The following is a 16,444-nucleotide window of genomic DNA, read 5'->3' as shown; positions in this document are numbered from 1 at the left end:
GAACTGGCCCGCGAAATCCGGTCGTTCGAGATCGGCGGCCAGGCGACTGGCGGGGCGGGTTCTTCCTGTCCGCGCCCCGTGGCCATGGCCGAAACCGAGTTCACTCCGAAAAGGGCAGCCCAGGGACGCACCTCGGCCCGGCCGCAATTGATGGAATTCTGATCCCTCTTTAGCTTTGAGGCGTCCAAGGGCGGCCATTGGCCGCCCTTTGATCTGCCTGCCGCTCCGGTACCCTCCTGAAGTTCAATTTTCTGTATTGATGGAGTAGGTGCCACTCTCCGGAGCTTGAACGCCGTATGAATGGCTTGACCGATGAGCCTGCAACAAGTCGCCTGACCCGCAGATGATGCCAAGGCAGGTTCTCCCTGAACATGCACACTCTGGCGTCATCGCTATGCCTTGATGATTGGCCATTCGGACAGGATCTGCGCTTTGGCAAGGGACGCCCAGCCGACACTCGGCAAGATCATGCCGGTGCGGCACTCAGCCAGCATAACCGTATCTTTCCACCGTGGGCCGACCGAGGTTTTCGGTTGCTGTATCCTGTTGGTTTCCAGGCTTCTCCGATACCGTCCGACAACCAGGTGCCCAGAATGATGGATCGGATGAGTCGAGGGCAAAACAAAAACTGCATTGTCCTGCAGGACGCGGATGTCATTAAATCTTGACTTTTTTACTCCGCTAAACTTTACCGCGGCGATCTGTACTTCAGGAAATGGATCTTTCCCATGTGCGTGCGTCTTCTGACCTTGTCGGCAGCCTTTGCTGTTGTTGGCACCCTTCATGCAGCGGCCGATCCGGTCACCATCACCGACGTTGCCGGCCGTGAGGTGACGGTCGAGGCACCTGCTGAACGGATCATCCTGGGCGAAGGCCGCCAGATCTATCTGCTGGGCGTGCTCGAGCGGGACGATCCCTTTGCTCGGGTGGTCGGCTGGCGCGAGGATCTCTTGCAGGCCGATCCTGACACCTATGCAGCCTATGCCGAAAAGTTTCCCCAGTTGCGTGACCTGCCGACCTTCGGGGGCTTCAAGGACGGCACGTTTGATGTGGAACAGGCGGCCTCGCTGAAGCCCGACGTCGTGCTGATGAACCTGGAGGCACGTGCCGCGACCGAAGACGCGGGATATGACGACAAGCTGGCCAAGCTGGGCATTCCCATCGTGTATGTCGATTTCCGCGAAGACCCGATGGCCAACAGCGTCGCCTCCATGCGGATCATGGGCAAGCTGATCGGGCAGGAGGAGAAGGCCGAGGAATATATCGACTTTGTCGATGCGCAGATTGCCCGCGTTACCGACGTTCTGGAGAATGCGAAGTTCGAGCGGCCGACCGTCTTCGTTGACCGCGCTGGCGGCTATTCCGACGATTGCTGCATGACCTTCGGCGCAGGCAATTTCGGCGATTATGTCGAGATGGCCGGGGGAACGAACATCGCCAAGGACATTCTGCCCACGACCTTCGGGACGCTGAACCCCGAGCAGATCATCGCGGCCAATCCTGATCAGGTCATCGTGACAGGTGGCCAATGGGAGGCGTATGTCCCCGGCGGTGCTTGGGTGGGCGTCGGCCCGGGTTCGGACATGGAGGCTGCGCGCGCCAAGCTGGAGGCGCTGACCCACCGGACCGCCATGACGGGGATCGAGGCTGTCAAGACAGGCCAGTTCCATGCCATCTGGCACCAGTTCTATGATAATCCCTACTATTTCGTCGCCGTGCAGCGGCTGGCCAAGTGGCTCCACCCCGACCTGTTCCCCGACCTGGACCCTGAGGCGACGCTGATCGACCTGCACGAGCGTTTCCTGCCGGTGGCTTATCAGCCGGGCTACTGGGTTTCGCTAGATGAGCAGTGATCCCGCCGCGCTTGCGCCGACACGGGCGTGCGATTTCTACCGCACGCTTGTCCTGCGGCGGCAGCTGACCCTGCTGGCGCTGGCGGCGGCGCTGGTGCTGAGCCTGTGCACGGATCTGGCCTTGGGGCCTGCACGCTACAGCCTGGGTCAGGTGGTCGAGGCGCTGCTGTGGCCTGGCCGGGTGGACGAACAGGTGCGCGTCATCCTGTGGGACATCCGGATGCCGGTCGCCCTGATGGCGCTGGTGGTCGGCGCCAGCCTGTCGGTGGCGGGCATGCAGATGCAGACCATCCTGAACAACCCCTTGGCCAGCCCCTTCACGCTTGGCATCTCGGCCGGGGCAGGGTTCGGTGCGGCGCTGGCGCTGGCCTTCGGGGTCGCACTGTTCCCCTTTGCCGTCGAATATGTCATTCCGATCAACGCCTTTCTGATGGCCATGCTGACCTCGCTGGCGATCTATGGGCTCAGCCTGCGCCGGGGCGTCAACAACGAGACGATCATTCTTCTGGGCATCGCGCTGGTCTTCATCTTCAACGCGCTGATGTCGCTGATACAGTTCTTTGCCAGCCAGCAGGCCGTGGCGGCGGTCGTGTTCTGGACCATGGGCAGCCTGACCAAGGCGACCTGGCCCAAGTTGTGGATTTCCGTCGCGGTGCTGGCGGTGGCGATGCCCCTGCTGCTGCGGCGCGGATGGGCGCTGACCGCGATGCGGCTGGGCGATGCCAAGGCCGAAAGCATGGGCGTCAGCCTGCGCGGCCTGCGGCTGGAGGTGCTGATGATCGTCAGCCTTCTGGCGTCGATCTCGGTGTCCTTCGTGGGCACGATCGGGTTCATCGGGCTGGTGGGACCGCATATCGCGCGGATGCTTCTGGGCGAGGATCAGCGTTTCCTGCTGCCCGGCGCGGCCTTGTCGGGGGCGCTGATCCTGTCGATCGGCTCGGTCCTGTCCAAGATGATCATTCCGGGAACGGTGATTCCCATCGGCATCGTCACGTCGATCGCGGGCATTCCGTTCTTTCTGTACCTGATCCTGAGCCGGAGGGCCGCCTCATGGTAAGCCTGCAACTGGAAGGCGTCAGCGCCATCTGCGGCGGGCGCCAGATCCTGTCGGACATCACGACGCCTCCCCTGCAGGGCGGGCAACTGGTCGCCCTGCTGGGGCCAAACGCCGCCGGCAAGTCGACGCTGTTCCGGCGCATCTTTGGCCTGATTCGCGGTCAGGGGGAGGTGCGCATTTCGGATGCCACCGTTGCGCGGCCGTTGGCCTACATGCCCCAGGACAGCGGCGCACGGCCTGTTCTGTCGGTCTATGAGTCGATCCTTCTGGCGCGGATGCAGGGGCGCCGCCTGAAGGTCCTGCCCGAGGATCACGCGCAGGTCGACCATGTGCTGCGGATGCTGGGCATCCTGCATCTGCGCGGGCGCGACATCGGCGATCTCAGTGGAGGACAGCGCCAGATGGTCAGTGCCGCGCAGGCTCTGGCGCAGCGGCCGCAGATCCTGCTGATGGACGAGCCCACCTCCGCCCTCGATCTCAGCCGGCAGATCGACCTTCTGGCGCTGCTGCACCGGCTGACGCGGGAACAAGGGCTGCTGATCATCGTGGCGATCCATGACTTGGGTCACGCATTGCGCTTTGCCGACATGGCCATGGTCATCGACCAGGGCAGGCTGGTCGACTGCGGCCCGACGTCTCAGGTCGTGGTGCCGTCCTTGCTGCGGCGGGTCTTCGACGTCGAGGCTCGGATCGAGACCTGCTCGAAGGGAATGCCGCAGTTGATCGTGGACGGCCGGTCGCCCGCAAGACCTGCGGCCGTGGCCTGAGGCGCACGCGATTTCATGCGGGGTTGCGGGCGCCTTGATGCGGCAGGGTGGCGAACAGGGTCGCCAGCCCTTGGGACAGAGGCAGCGTCCTGTTGTGGCCGAACAGGCGTTTCATGCGCGCGTCGTCTCCGCGCGACAGGCGGATGTCACCTTTGCGCGCAGGCAGAAAGCGGATGTCGCGGTCGCTGCCGGGAATGATCCGGCCCAGTTCGGCAGTCAGGTCCAGAAGGCTGGTCGCACTGTTCGAACAAACATTCGACACCAGAGCCTGCGGTTGCAGGAACAGCAGGTCCAGTGACCGGATCAGAATGGCAACCACGTCCGACACGTGAACGAAGTCGCGCGTCTGCAGGCCATCGCCAAAGATCGCATGGGGCTGACCCGACCGCGCGTTCTCGCAGAATCGTGCAATCACGCCGGCATAGGGCGAGGTGATGCTCTGGCCCGGCCCGTAAACGTTGAAGAACCGCAGGCCCATCGACGGGAGGCCGTGGACATGCCAGAAGGCGCTGGCATGATGTTCGCAGGCCAGCTTGTCGGCGCCATAAGGCGACAACGGGGCGGGCCGGTCATCCTCGTGGCACAGGTCCTTTGTCTGGTCCCCATAGACGGCAGCCGAGGACGCATAAATGACCGGGATGTTTCCCTGCATCCGGGAGGCCTGCATCACGTTGATGGTGCCGCCGATGTTCACGCGATGGCCCCCGGTCCAATCGCTGATGCATTCGGGAACTGAGACCAGCGCCGCCAGGTGAAAGATGGCATCGCAGTCCGTGGCTGCCGCCGCGACTGCGGCCGCATCGGTAACGCTGGCCTGCACGAATTGTGCGGAAGGTGGCACATTGCCGGAAAATCCCGAGCTGAGGTCATCCAGGATGACGACTTGGTGGCCCTCTGCCAGCAGGGCATTGGACAGGTGGCTGCCGATAAAGCCGGCCCCGCCCGTGACCAGCAGCTTTTGCGGACTTTCCGTCATGACAAGTCTCCCCCGGCATCGGCCGGATGCATCCAGACCGTGAGATGTTTCGAAATGGCGCTGCGCAACATCTTGCTGCGTCCGGCCAGCTCCACGTTCAGCGACAGGATGTTCCTGTCGAGCAGGAATCCCGCGAAATCCTGAAGCGCCTTTTGGCCCCGTTCGGTTGTGGGCCGGTTGAACTGCGCCTTGAACAGGGCACGTCCCTCGTCGTCCAGCGATGCCCAGGCCAGTTCGGCCGCCATGCGTTTTTCGGTTTCCGGTTGCGCCGCGATGGCGAGATGGACGGCCCTGACCGAAAGATCCACGACGCTCTTCTCGGTAACCGGAAGGCCCAGCGCCTGCATTTCGTGCAGCGCAGTTTCAAGCGCATGAGCCATCAAGGCCGCCTCATCGGCCTGCACCTTGGCCAGCCCGTGCAGCTTCATGGCAGTGATCCTGTTCCGGGATGCGGCAGCACGAAGATGATCGAAAGTGATACTTTCTGCGTTTCCTGCAGCCATGGCCACGAATTCATCCAGCAGGACATCGGGGGACAGGACTTCCTTCTGCTCGGGGATCGGCTCGTCCGGGGTCAGGTTGCGGATCAGCCTGCCCATCGGGGCAAGATCAGGTGTTTCATCCGCAAAGAAATCGTCCTTCAGCGCGCGGGAGGCAATAAGGGACAGATAACCGACATGCGTCTGCAGGCGGGGCACGTGACGGTTGCGGCGGCGCAGCTCTTCCGCTTCGGCCAGAGCGCCGTCCTCCGACAGGTCGAAGTAATGACCCTTCGTCTTGTGCAACAGGATGGAGGCGATCGCCATGTCGTGCCGATGATCCTCGAACTCCGGATAGGGTTCCCCCAGCTCATCGGGCTGATCGGTCAGGATGCGCGGGTCCCGTGCGTAATCCAGCCATGTCTGCAGGAAATCAAAGCTTGCGGGCGAAGGCATGAACAGGGCCGGGCAGGCGTTTATCTGCGGAGCCAGGCGCATCTCGCGGCTGTCCGCACCGGTCAGGATCAGGCAATCGCGCTTGGTGTATTGCCCTTGGATCAGCCATGGGATGCGTGTGCCCAGGATGAACCGCTTGGGGCTAAGGGCAGTCAGTTCCGCGGCCGCTTGGGGAAATGCGGGAAAAGGTGCGAATGAGCCGGTGGCATAGCGGCCGGCGTCGTTGTAGATGACAATGTCATCGGGCCCGACCTGCTTCAGCTTGTCCAAGATGACATAAGGTTTCCACAACCAGTAGCCCGCACCCCGGGGCTGTTCCAAGATGGACCTGTTTTCTTCCCAGAACGGGGTCTGGCGCAGCATGTCCTCGGTGTAATGGGTGGCGGTGTCGAAGCCGACCTTCAGGGCGCTCCGGCAGTAATGGTCCGCATTGCCGGCAAAAGGCTGGACACCGTTGCTGTAGACCAGGAAATGCGCTTTGCCGATGCGGGAATGAGGATACATCAGGTTCGTCCTGTCCTTGTGGACAAAGTGTGGTTGCCACGACATTCGCAGCATGGCGCAAGTCTTGCAGGTCAGGTGGTGACAAGGGCATGACGCCTTCTGAATCCGCACCTGTTCGACAGGACCCGTTCGCTTGTCTGGATAATCTTTTTTGTACAGAGTTGAAAGTGATCTTCATGTGCGGGACAGCAAAGGTCGGGTGCATGAAAGGCATGGTCAGCCGGGAATCACCGTCGTCCTGCGAGCCTGCAGGACCGGATTTAGATATCAAGCAGCTTTGGAAACCGTCTTAACTATCTATAAAGACAGGATGACGAAAAGGCCAAAGCCAGACATAAGAGGCTTATCGGCCGGGCAATGTGGTGTTGCTTTTTTACGAGTTCAGTTGCCCGGCTGACTGTTTCCTCCAACAGTGCCATGATCGACAGTCGTATGCGGCTTCAAGTTGGCCGGGATTGCGTCCCTGAGCGGCGGCAATGGCCGCTGGACCAACAGCGCCTGCGCACTGTCACAGTCAGCGGGGACATCAGCAGGCAAATCGGCTGATGTTTTGGCAGCGCCTGGTCGGCATGTGGCTGGTCAGCCTGCATGCCGACCCGCCACATTCCAAAGGGTCGCAAAAGTCGGTCAGGGTGCTGCACCTTCAAGATGTCGCCTGTCTCTTGGGCAGGCGCACAAGCGGGCCACCAGAATCCTGTTTCAGGCCCCGATGAACTCGCGCACGAATGCGGTCGCGGGTCTGGTGCGGATGTCCTGCGGCTTTCCGATCTGCTCGATCCGGCCCATGGACATGACAACGACCAGGTCGGCAAGCTCCATCGCCTCCTCCTGGTCGTGGGTCACGAAGACCGAGGTCAGGCCGGTCTCGTCATGAATGTCGCGAAGGCCCTGCCGCAACTCCTTGCGCACCTTGGCGTCCAGCGCGCCGAAGGGTTCGTCCAGCAGCAGCATGCGGGGCTCAATGGCCAAGGCGCGGGCCAGGGCGACCCGCTGGCGCTGGCCACCCGACAGTTGCGCGGGATAACGGTCGGCGATCTGGGGCAGCTGGATCAGGTCCAACAGCTTCAGCACCCGCCGGTCGATCTCGGCCTTGTTGGGGCGGGTGGCCCGCTGGCGGGCACGCAGGCCATAGGCGATGTTCTCGAACACCGTCATGTGGCGGAACAGGGCATAGCTTTGGAACACGAAGCCTGCGCGGCGGTCCTGCACGGACATGCCTGTGGCATCCTGCCCGTTGAACAGCACCCGCCCGGAGGACGGAAACTCCAGCCCGCCCAGGATGCGCAGCAAGGTTGTCTTGCCGGACCCTGATGGGCCCAGCAAGGCCACCAGCGCGCCTGACGGAATGGCCAGCGATACCGGGTACAAGGCGGTGGTGGCACCAAAGCTCTTGGCGATCTCGTCGATTTCGATATGCATGGACCGGCCCTTTCAGTGGCGGCGGGTGGCGGAAAGCTGGTCGGCGTGACGCAGTTCCAGCGCGGTTTTCAGCATCAGGGTCAGCAGGGCAAAGCTTGTCAGCAGGGCCGCCATCGAGAAGGCCGCGACCGACAGGTATTCGTTGTAGAACATCTCGATGGTGATCGGCATGGTTGCGGTCTGGCCGCGGATCTTGCCGGACACGACCGCGACCGCCCCGAACTCGCCCATGGCTCGTGCGGTGCACAGAAGCGTGCCGTACAGCAGCGCCCAGCGGATGTTGGGCAGGGTCACGGTGCAAAAGGTCCGCCAGCCCGACGCGCCAAGGGTCAGCGCGGCCTCCTCCTCGGCGCGGCCCTGCTCGATCATCACCGGGATCAGTTCGCGCGCCACGAAGGGAAAGGTCACGAACACTGTGGCCAGAACGATGCCGGGCACGGCAAAGACGACGGGATAACCGTGCGCGACCAGCCAGCCGCCCAAGGTCGAGTTGGCGCCGAACAGCAGGACGATGCACAGGCCGGCCACAACCGGACTGACGCTGAAGGGGAGGTCGATCAGCGTGATCAGGAAGGCCTTGCCGCGAAAGTCGAACTTGGTGATGAACCAGGCGGCCGCGATACCGAAAACCGCGTTCAGCGGTGCCGCGATGGCGGTGATCAGCAATGTCAGCCGGATGGCCGACATTGCGTCGTGGCTTTGCAGGCTGGCTGCGGCCGCGGACCATCCTTGAGCCAGCGCTTCGGCAAAGACCGCGGCGAGGGGGGCGCCTACCAGCAAGGCCAGGCCGCCCGCAGCCAGCAGGATCAGGATCAGGCGCGTGGCTGGCGTTTCGCTCGTGGCGCTGCGGAAGGGGCGCCCGCGCGCCGAAATTGGGGCGGGCCTGTCGGCAAGGGTCATTTCAGACATCGCCTGTTCTCCTGCGGGACCAGATCTGGATGAGGTTGATGGTCAGCAGCATGGCAAAGCTGATGACAAGCATGGCGATGCCGATGGCCGCGGCTGCGTCATAATTGAATTCTTCCAGCTGGATGACGATCAGCAACGGCGCGATCTCGGTTCGCAACGGGATGTTGCCCGCAATGAAGATGACCGACCCGTATTCGCCGACAGCCCGCGCCAGTGACAGAGCAAAGCCCGTCAGTGTTGCCGGCATCAGCATGGGCAGGATCACGTGCCGCAATGTGTGGATGCGGGAGGCACCCAGAGTGGCCGACGCTTCTTCGACTTCGCTCTCGATTTCCTCGATCACCGGCTGGACGGTTCGGGTGACAAAGGGCAGGCCGACGAAAACCAGGGCCAGGAAAATACCCCATTGCGTATAGGCAATCTTCAAGCCGATCTGGCCGGCCAGACTGCCCAGCACGCCGTTGGGGGCGTAAAGCGCGGTCAATGCGATGCCGGCCACGGCAGTCGGCAGCGCGAAAGGCAGGTCCACGGCCGCGTCCATCATGCGCTTGCCGGGGAAACGATAGCGGACAAGGACCCAAGCCAGCAGCAGGCCGAAGACCAGGTTGAAGGCGGCTGCCAGAAATGACAGCCGGAAGGACAGCCACAGCGCGGCCCAGACCCGGTCGCGATTGACGACCTCCCAGACCTGCGCAGGGCCGAAGCTGGCGCCCTTCCACAGCAAGGCGCCGATGGGCAGCAGCACCACGATCGAGAGCATCGTCAGCGTGATCCCGGCGGACAGCGTCAGGCCCGGCATGGCTGTCTGCCGGATCAGGGGTGCGCGCGTACGGGCTGTCATCTGGCCGCTCATTTTGCCGTATAGATCTGATCGAAGATCCCGCCGTCGCCGAAATGCTCGGGCTGGATCTTGGCCCATCCGCCAAGGTCGCCGATGCTGACCAGTTCCAGGTCGGGGAAGCGGGCCACGTCTTCGGGGTTGGCGGCACTGTCGTCCCAAGCCCGGTAATAGTGCTTGAAGGCCAAGGCCTGACCCTCGGGGCTGTAGAGGAAATCAAGATAGGCCGTTGCCAGGTCCCGCTGTGCATCGTCGGCGATGTTGCCTTCGACCAGCGCCACCGGAGGCTCTGCCAGGATCGACAGCGAGGGCACGACGATGTCGAACTGGTCCTCGCCCAGTTCGGCCAGTGCCAGATAGGCCTCGTTCTCCCAAGCCAGCAGCACGTCGCCGATGCCGCGTTGGGCGAAGGTCGTGGTGGCGCCACGCGCGCCGGTATCGAGCACAGGCACATGGGTGAACAGTTGGCCCACGAATTCAGCGGGATCGCGGTCGTTCTTTTCGGCCCAGGCCCAAGCGGCAAGATAGTTCCAGCGTGCGCCGCCACTGGTCTTGGGATTGGGCGTGATGACCTCGATGCCATCCTTCACCAGATCATCCCAATCCTGAATCTCCTTGGGATTGCCGTCCCGGACCAGGAACACGATGGTCGACGTGTAAGGGCTGGAATTGTGCGGCAGCTTCGACTGCCAGTCGGCGGGCAGCTTGCCGGTCGCCTCGGCGATGCGGTCGATGTCACCGGCCAGTGCCAGCGTGACCACCTGCGCGTTCAGCCCGTCGATCACGGCGCGCGCCTGCGCACCCGAGCCGCCGTGGCTGGTTTCGATCTGTGGTTCATCCTGGCCTTGAGCAGCCCGGTGTGCGGCAAATACCTCATTGAACTCGCGGTAGAATTCGCGCGTCGGGTCATAGCTGACGTTCAAGAGGCTTTGCGCTTGTGCGGGCAGGGCCAGAAGACCCAGCAAAAGCGGCGCGGCATGCCGCAAGGAGGCAAGGCGAAAGGTCATGGCAGATCCTCGTGCGAGGCCGGAGCGAGACTGTTGCAATCCGGCGAAATCAATGAAGGCAGACGAAGTCAAAGACCGGTCGGGGTCAGGCGCGCCTGGGCAAACCCGCGCGCGGCGGCTGCGTGCCATGCCGGGGCCTGGTTGCCTTGCCTGCTGCACTGCGCCTCGGAGGCAGGATGTGGAAAGGTTCTGTATCCATGGTCGACATGCGGTGCGCGTTCGGAGAACGCTGTGCAGACAGTCCTTGCCGACATGATGCCTGCCACCCGCCGGGACGTTTTGCTGGCATCATGGCTGCGATCACGGTGACGGTCGAAGAGCGAGATCGCCCAAAGGGGCAGAGCCGGGATCAAGGTGCTCATCATGGTTCTCTCCTGTCAGCAAGCGTATGCCGTTCGGTAATACCCAAATAACGACAGGAGTGGTCGTGTTAATCAAGAGAAAGGAATGTTCTACTTTCGATGACTCAGGAGAAATATTTTCTCCGCTTGACTTGATGGAGGGCCGGGCAGCGTGGCGTCAGGTGCCAGTCAGTTGCGCCGCCACCTCGTCCGAACCCAGCATGTCCGCCAGGCTGAGAGAGTCGATCAGGATCAGATAGGACCAGAAGACCTCGGCAAAGACCCGGCGCAGGCGGCAGCTGGCTTCGTCGGTACAGTCATCACAACGCTGATAAGCGCGTCGTGACAAGCATGGCAGCGGTGCGATCGGGCCGTCGATCAGACGCAGCAGTTCGGAAATCGAGATGTCTTCGGGGCGCTTGATCAGCATATAGCCACCCGAGCGTCCCCGAATCGATGCCACGATGCCGGCATTGCGAATCTCGAGCAGGATCTGTTCCAAGAAGCGCTTCGGGGTGCCAGAGCGCTTGGCGATTTCCTCGATGGTCAATGCCTCGGGACTCTCGCGCTTGGCCTCATCCCCCAGAGCAAGCAGGGCCTTCAGGGCGTATTTCATCTTTTGCGTGATCATGGGCCCCCCAAGGCAGTGGCGATGGTACCAGCAGGGTATAGGGAGGAATGCCGACCCAGACCAGAAAAGACGACTCGATCCCGTGGTTTTTCCTGAAAACAGATACTGAAAAGCGCTGCAAGGTTAAAAGACGATAATAAATCTAGACATTGTATGGATTCGCGGCATTCTGATGGCGAAAGGAGTCGCCCATGTCACATGTCATTCCTCCCCTTGACCTGATCGACCGGAAGATCGTCGCAGCACTGATGGATGATGCCACCATCCCCATTTCGCAGATTGCGGACCGGGTCGGTCTTTCTCAGACCCCCTGCTGGAAGCGGATCCAGAAGCTGGAAGCGTCGGGTGTGCTGAGACGCCGGGTCGCGCTGGCCGATCCGGCACTGCTGGGTTTTGGGCTGACTGTCTTTGTGGGCATCGAGGCAGCCGATCACGGCAGCGAATGGCGCAGCACCTTCGCCCGCACCTTGGACAAGCTGCCCGAAGTCATGGAAGCTTGGCGGATGGCGGGCGACATCGACTATCTGCTCCGCGTTGCAGTGCCCGACATGGCCGCCTTTGACCGTTTTTACAAGGCGCTGACCGACTCCGTGGCAATTCGGAATGTGACATCGCATTTTGCGATGGAGCAACTGCACCACACCACCGCCTATCCTGTGAACACCCGCGACCGATAGAACACGCTTCCCTTTGGGAGGCGATCTTTGGAACCAAAATACACGACTTACATTGTAGTCTTATAGGTGATTCTCAAGGAGGTTCACATGACCAAGACGCTGATCGTGCCCGGACTGGATGGCTCGCCCGCACCGCATTGGCAGGAGTGGTGGGCCCGTACCGATCCCGATGCCATGATGCTGGACATGGGTGACATGACCCGCCCCGTCCGCGAAGTCTGGGAGGCTACTCTGGCCGTCCATGTGATGACCCATCCCGGCAGCATCTTGGTTGGACATTCGCTTGGTGCCGTCACGATTGCGCATCTGCTGGCCCGCTGGCCGGGGCTGCGCGTCCGCGCCGCCTTGCTGGTCGCGCCTGCCGATCCCCAGATTTCGGAACGGACACGCCGCTTTGGCAGCCTGCCGCGCGAACGTTTCGATGTGCCGACTTTGGTCGTGGCCAGCCGTAACGATCCCTGGATGAGTTTCGAGACAAGCCAACAGCTGGCTCTTTCCTGGGGTGCGACCCTGCATGATCTGGGTCATGCGGGTCATATCAACGCGGCATCGGGCTTTGGTCCTTGGCCTGCGGCCAAGGCTATGCGTGACGCATTGCTGACTCAAACGCAGCGCCCTTCGATCCTGCGCCGCATGATCGGCACATGGGCGCAGCCGGCCAGGGCCCGGCTGCCCGCCTGACCATATTGCCGGAACAAGACCCGCCTCAACACCTGTCAGAACGGAGGTTCCCATGTTCGACATCCAGACCGAAGCCTATCTTCGCCGCACCCATTCCCGAGACGACAGCGACAGGATCACACCGATGATCCTCGCCGCAATCGGGGCCAGCCTTGCGCTGTGGACGATCGTGCTGATCGCCTCAATCTGACCCTGCCGGCGTTCTGACAAGGAGGGATTCGTGAACATCGATATGCATCCTGTCATGCCTGCCCATCGCGTGGCGCCTCGGCTGCATGTCATCATCAGCACGATGACCTGACCAGCGCCGTCGCCAGATCCGTTGCAGATGAGCCCGCTCTGATCTTGTGCCTGCTTCCGACTGAAATCGGCTGTCAGGATTACATAGTCAGCGACATCGAGCCAATCTTCTCAGCTTCGCCGGCCGTTGCAGCCGCACTGTCCAATGAGCGCGACGAAGCTGGGCAGAATACGTTGCTGTCGCGCCGCATCCCTGGCGGCTTCCTTAAAGTCGTTGCGGCCAAAGCACCGCGCAACCTGCGTCGCCACAACGTCCGCATCCTGTTCATCAACGAGGCCGATGGGATGGAGGCCACGGCAGAAGGTTCGCCAATCATGCTGGCAGAGCGCCACCCGCTGTCATTCCCGGGCCGCAGGACCGTCATGAGCAGCATGCCAGTGCAGGATGACACAAGCCATGTCTTGCGAGCGTATGCGCAGTCGGGTGCACGCATATTTGAGGTTCCGTGCCCGGCTTGCGGAGCAATGACGAAAATCCGGTGGACGGACATGGCTTGGGACGAGGGCGCATCCGACAGGGCCCGCTTCCGCTGCCCCATTGTGGAGTGGAAACCAGAAAGCGGCACAAGCCGGTCATGGTCGCAAAGGGGCACTGGCGGGCGACCCGTCCCGAAGTGCGGGGACATGCGAGTTTTTGACTCAACGCCCTCGTCTACGCTGCACGCCAACGTCGCTCGGGGAAAGCTGGCTGCCGAGTTCGCCGTCGCGAAGGACGATCCTACAACACTGCAGACCTTCGACAACACGATCTTGGGGCAAGGCTGGCGGAGCAAGGGCGACGAACTGGCAGAGGACGAGCTTGCCGCCCGTGCAGCGCCCTTCGGCTAATCACAAGTCCCGGTCGAAGCCTTGGCGCTAACGGTGGACATCGATGTGCAGCACGATCGGCTTGAGGCCACCTTTGTCGGCTGAACGGAGGAGGGCACTGCGCTGGTGCCAGGGCATCGAGCGCGAGGCCCTGCCAAGGCGCGCGCGGCGGCGCTGTCGGTCAATAACCCAGTCGCGGCCCGCGCCGTGGAAGCTTGGACGGCGGCGCTGGTGGGCAAGGGCTGGCAGGTTCAATCCCAGCACCCGGACCGGCAGCTTGCCCACGTCCTGAACAGCGAGCTTGAGACAATTGTGTGGCCGCAGATGCCCCTGATCGCCCGCGCCATTGTCTGCGACGGTGAAGCCTTTGTACGCATCCTGTGCGGGCCGAACGGGTTTCGATTGTCCATCCTGCCCGCTGACCAGATCGACGACCCGCCATGACCCGCGACCTGGGCAGCGGCGCGCGTATCGTGGCCGGGGTAAAGTTTGACGCTTCCGAGCAGGTGGTGGCCTATCACGTCCTGCCTGACGCCCCCGGCACGGCCTTTGCCACCTTTGGCGAAACGCTGCGCATCCCGGCTTTGGAGATCCTGCATATCTTCGACCCGATCTTTCCGGGGCAGGTTCGGGGCGTCACCTGGCTGGCCCCGGTGCTCTTGAAGCTGGCAGACTATGATGCCGCATCAGACGCCATGCTCATGAACCTGAAAACGCAAAGCCTGTTTGCAGGCTTCATCACCGACATCAAAGGCGGCGCGGCAGGCTTTGAAGGCATGGCGCAAGCGGGCGTGACCAATGTCAGCCTCGAGCTTGGCGCCATGCACATCCTGCCGCCGGGCTCTGACGTGGAAATTTGCTCAGCCGTCCGCCGGGCTGTCGCAGCAAGTGGACTTCATCAAGTCGCAGCTGCACGAGATCGCTGCTGGGCTGGAGCTGATGTATGAACAGCTGTCCGGCGATTTGTCACAAACCAACTATTCAAGCACCTGCTTCGGCCTGCTGGAATTCCGCCGCCGTGCCGAAATGCTGCAACGCACCCGGATTGAAGGCCAGCTTCTGGCCCCGCGGTGGCGGCGCTGGATCGACTGGAAGGCCTTGGCAGGCGACATCACCCCTAACGAGGCCAACACCTCGGATTACCGCAGCGTGCGCTTCGTGCGGCCCGCGCGTGCCTGCTCCGTAGCGGTCTCTCGACATGCGGCATGGCTATGGTAACGCTCATTACCCGCGCCCTTCATACAACGGCAGACTTCCCGCTGATCTTGGGCGATGCCGTAAACCGCGAGCTGCGCCGCTCCTATCAGGTCCTGGTGTCTGGTGCCCGCCTTCTGGCGCGCCAGACCACGGCTCGCGACTTACGCGCCAACCGCCGCGTGGTCCTGGGCGAAGCGCCCAGCTGGAAAAGGTTCTTGAGGGCGCGAAATTCAGCACGGCACCATCAACGAAGCAGGCAAAACGTACGCTGTGACCACTTTCGGCAAGATCATCGCCATCAGTCTTCAGGCGCTGGTGAATGACGATCTGGGGGCCTTCAGCACCATTCCCGCCACGGCCGCCTTGAACTTCGAAGCCTCCCGCTTGGTGGCCAAGATCGAAGCCAACCGGTCATGTCGGACGGGATGGCGATGTTTGACGCGGCCCGTCATGGCAACGCCGCTGCCGTTGCCGTGACTGTCACGGCTGATCTGAACACGACCTGCGTCGCCATGCGCCGCAACACCGGCCTGAGCGGCGCGCCCATCGAAGTGGCCCCGCGCTTCGTCTTGGTGCCGCCGGAATTGGAAACAGCCATGCAGCGGGCGCTTGCGGATATTTAGGCCAGCACAACAGGCTCCTTCAACCCGTTCTCGAACCTGACCCTTGTGGTGGAACTGCGCCTGACCTCTCAAGCGAAATGGTATGTCGTGGCTGATCCGCACACCGTGGACGGGCTGGAACATGTCTACCTCCAGGGCGCGCCTAGTCCGCAGATCGAAACCCGTGCGGGCTTTGAGGTGCACGGAAGAGCGACGGCCATATTTCATGGATTAACGAACAAATCATGGCTTTCCGCCAATGCTGGCCCTTGGGGTCTATGGAGCAATTGGCGGTCGAACTGATGTTCTGGACAGGTGCTAGCATCTCTGACGCAATTAGGCTTGGGCGAGGCAACGTCACCAAAGGCGGGTGGCTGTCCTAATAACCAACGAAAACAGGGGCCGAGGTGGAGGTGCCATTCCAGCGACAATTGTCCGACCTCGCATTAGCCTTTGCTGATGATCTTGCGACCCTTCATCACGCTATCAACAAGCGGCATGAAAAACATATCACGTTTCTTCATACAGCTCGAGGTGCATCACGCTCGGCTAAAGCAGTTCACAGCGGTTTTCTACCAAAGTGCGCGCTGCCGACATTGAAGAGCGAACAGAGCACGGTCTGCTCAAAGGCCGCGCGGAGAAGCTGTTTGAGGCCGGTGCGACGACGGGCCAAGCGCAGGCGTGGACAGTGCATCACGACCCGCGAAGGCTGATGCACTATGCGAAGAAGTTCGATAGAAGCCGGGCGCTGTCTTGGACGGGTGGGGAGCAACAAGTTCCAAAACGGAGGGAATTAGCTTGCCCTATCAACGGCAAAATAGTGCATTGGTGACCCCGACAGGACTTGAACCTGTAACCTGCCCCTTAGGAGGGGGCTGCTCTATCCAGTTGAGCCACGGGGCCATCTTGTGACCTTTAACGAATTTGGGAGCGCCTTGGCAAG

Annotated in this window: 17 protein-coding genes, 1 tRNA gene and 1 pseudogene; 11 read left to right on the top strand and 8 right to left on the bottom strand. The window is 62.0% G+C overall.

Annotation, left to right across the window (positions count from 1 at the left end; all coding sequences use genetic code 11):
• Positions 1–728: 728 nt before the first annotated feature.
• From ACLHHB_RS10230 to ACLHHB_RS10220, 3 genes are read left to right on the top strand one after another with little or no spacing between them, the layout of a single operon-like run.
• The gene (locus ACLHHB_RS10230; RefSeq protein ID WP_410218179.1) at positions 729–1,853 is read left to right on the top strand and encodes an ABC transporter substrate-binding protein; all 1,125 of its coding nucleotides are present in this window, start codon (positions 729–731) and stop codon (positions 1,851–1,853) included.
• Complete coding sequence (locus ACLHHB_RS10225; RefSeq protein WP_410218178.1) at positions 1,843–2,910, top strand: FecCD family ABC transporter permease; 1,068 nt, start codon at positions 1,843–1,845, stop codon at positions 2,908–2,910. The genes ACLHHB_RS10230 and ACLHHB_RS10225 overlap by 11 nt, the downstream gene beginning before the upstream one ends.
• A complete protein-coding gene (locus tag ACLHHB_RS10220) occupies positions 2,904–3,677 on the top strand; it encodes an ABC transporter ATP-binding protein (protein WP_410218177.1) in 774 nt (257 codons plus the stop codon). Before ACLHHB_RS10225 ends, ACLHHB_RS10220 begins: the two co-directional genes overlap by 7 nt.
• A 13-nt stretch (positions 3,678–3,690) precedes the next feature.
• Here the strand turns inward: ACLHHB_RS10220 and ACLHHB_RS10215 are convergent, their stop codons facing one another.
• From ACLHHB_RS10215 to ACLHHB_RS10185, 7 genes are all read right to left on the bottom strand, one after another.
• Positions 3,691–4,653 carry an NAD-dependent epimerase/dehydratase family protein gene (locus tag ACLHHB_RS10215; RefSeq protein WP_410218176.1) on the bottom strand — a complete coding sequence of 321 codons (963 nt, stop codon included), beginning with the start codon at positions 4,651–4,653 and terminating at the stop codon, positions 3,691–3,693.
• The gene (locus ACLHHB_RS10210; RefSeq protein ID WP_410218175.1) at positions 4,650–6,092 is read right to left on the bottom strand and encodes a hypothetical protein; all 1,443 of its coding nucleotides are present in this window, start codon (positions 6,090–6,092) and stop codon (positions 4,650–4,652) included. The genes ACLHHB_RS10215 and ACLHHB_RS10210 overlap by 4 nt, the downstream gene beginning before the upstream one ends.
• A 699-nt stretch (positions 6,093–6,791) precedes the next feature.
• Positions 6,792–7,511 (bottom strand): sulfate/molybdate ABC transporter ATP-binding protein, encoded by a 720-nt coding sequence (locus ACLHHB_RS10205; RefSeq protein ID WP_410218174.1) that lies wholly within the window; start codon positions 7,509–7,511, stop codon positions 6,792–6,794.
• Positions 7,512–7,523: 12 nt separating this feature from the next.
• Positions 7,524–8,420 carry a sulfate ABC transporter permease subunit CysW gene (gene cysW / locus ACLHHB_RS10200; protein ID WP_410218173.1) on the bottom strand — a complete coding sequence of 299 codons (897 nt, stop codon included), beginning with the start codon at positions 8,418–8,420 and terminating at the stop codon, positions 7,524–7,526.
• Positions 8,413–9,261 carry a sulfate ABC transporter permease subunit CysT gene (cysT, locus tag ACLHHB_RS10195; protein WP_410218172.1) on the bottom strand — a complete coding sequence of 283 codons (849 nt, stop codon included), beginning with the start codon at positions 9,259–9,261 and terminating at the stop codon, positions 8,413–8,415. The genes cysW and cysT overlap by 8 nt, the downstream gene beginning before the upstream one ends.
• An 8-nt stretch (positions 9,262–9,269) precedes the next feature.
• Entirely contained in the window at positions 9,270–10,265 is a 996-nt protein-coding gene (locus ACLHHB_RS10190) for a sulfate ABC transporter substrate-binding protein (RefSeq protein ID WP_410218171.1), read from the bottom strand.
• 519 nt (positions 10,266–10,784) lie between these two features.
• On the bottom strand, positions 10,785–11,237 hold the full coding sequence (locus tag ACLHHB_RS10185) for an RrF2 family transcriptional regulator (RefSeq protein WP_410218170.1): 453 nt from the start codon (positions 11,235–11,237) through the stop codon (positions 10,785–10,787).
• A gap of 191 nt (positions 11,238–11,428) precedes the next feature.
• Here ACLHHB_RS10185 and ACLHHB_RS10180 point away from each other — a divergent pair, with 191 nt between their 5' ends.
• The 8 genes and pseudogenes from ACLHHB_RS10180 (at position 11,429) to ACLHHB_RS10145 (ending at position 15,522) form a co-directional block, all read left to right on the top strand.
• A complete protein-coding gene (locus ACLHHB_RS10180) occupies positions 11,429–11,914 on the top strand; it encodes an Lrp/AsnC family transcriptional regulator (protein WP_410218169.1) in 486 nt (161 codons plus the stop codon).
• A gap of 87 nt (positions 11,915–12,001) precedes the next feature.
• The gene (locus ACLHHB_RS10175) at positions 12,002–12,595 is read left to right on the top strand and encodes an RBBP9/YdeN family alpha/beta hydrolase (RefSeq protein ID WP_410218168.1); all 594 of its coding nucleotides are present in this window, start codon (positions 12,002–12,004) and stop codon (positions 12,593–12,595) included.
• A 52-nt stretch (positions 12,596–12,647) separates the two neighbouring features.
• Positions 12,648–12,785, top strand: coding sequence for a hypothetical protein (locus ACLHHB_RS10170; protein ID WP_410218167.1), 138 nt, complete (start codon positions 12,648–12,650; stop codon positions 12,783–12,785).
• A 26-nt stretch (positions 12,786–12,811) separates the two neighbouring features.
• A pseudogene (locus ACLHHB_RS10165) lies at positions 12,812–13,807 on the top strand (terminase gpA endonuclease subunit).
• 21 nt (positions 13,808–13,828) lie between these two features.
• Complete coding sequence (locus ACLHHB_RS10160; protein ID WP_410218166.1) at positions 13,829–14,146, top strand: phage portal protein; 318 nt, start codon at positions 13,829–13,831, stop codon at positions 14,144–14,146.
• On the top strand, positions 14,143–14,649 hold the full coding sequence (locus ACLHHB_RS10155) for a phage portal protein (protein ID WP_410218165.1): 507 nt from the start codon (positions 14,143–14,145) through the stop codon (positions 14,647–14,649). The genes ACLHHB_RS10160 and ACLHHB_RS10155 overlap by 4 nt, the downstream gene beginning before the upstream one ends.
• The gene (locus ACLHHB_RS10150; protein ID WP_410218164.1) at positions 14,591–14,920 is read left to right on the top strand and encodes a phage portal protein; all 330 of its coding nucleotides are present in this window, start codon (positions 14,591–14,593) and stop codon (positions 14,918–14,920) included. The genes ACLHHB_RS10155 and ACLHHB_RS10150 overlap by 59 nt, the downstream gene beginning before the upstream one ends.
• Positions 14,921–15,330: 410 nt before the next feature.
• Complete coding sequence (locus ACLHHB_RS10145) at positions 15,331–15,522, top strand: hypothetical protein (protein WP_410218163.1); 192 nt, start codon at positions 15,331–15,333, stop codon at positions 15,520–15,522.
• Between the two features lie 805 nt (positions 15,523–16,327).
• On the opposite strand, the gene ACLHHB_RS10140 is transcribed toward ACLHHB_RS10145, so the two are convergent.
• Positions 16,328–16,404, bottom strand: a tRNA-Arg gene (locus tag ACLHHB_RS10140).
• Positions 16,405–16,444 lie beyond the last annotated feature (40 nt).

Origin of the sequence: Paracoccus sp. (in: a-proteobacteria) (assembly GCF_046462195.1) — a bacterium.
In the GTDB taxonomy this organism is placed as follows: domain Bacteria; phylum Pseudomonadota; class Alphaproteobacteria; order Rhodobacterales; family Rhodobacteraceae; genus Paracoccus.
This window is presented reverse-complemented; position numbering and strand designations above follow the sequence as displayed.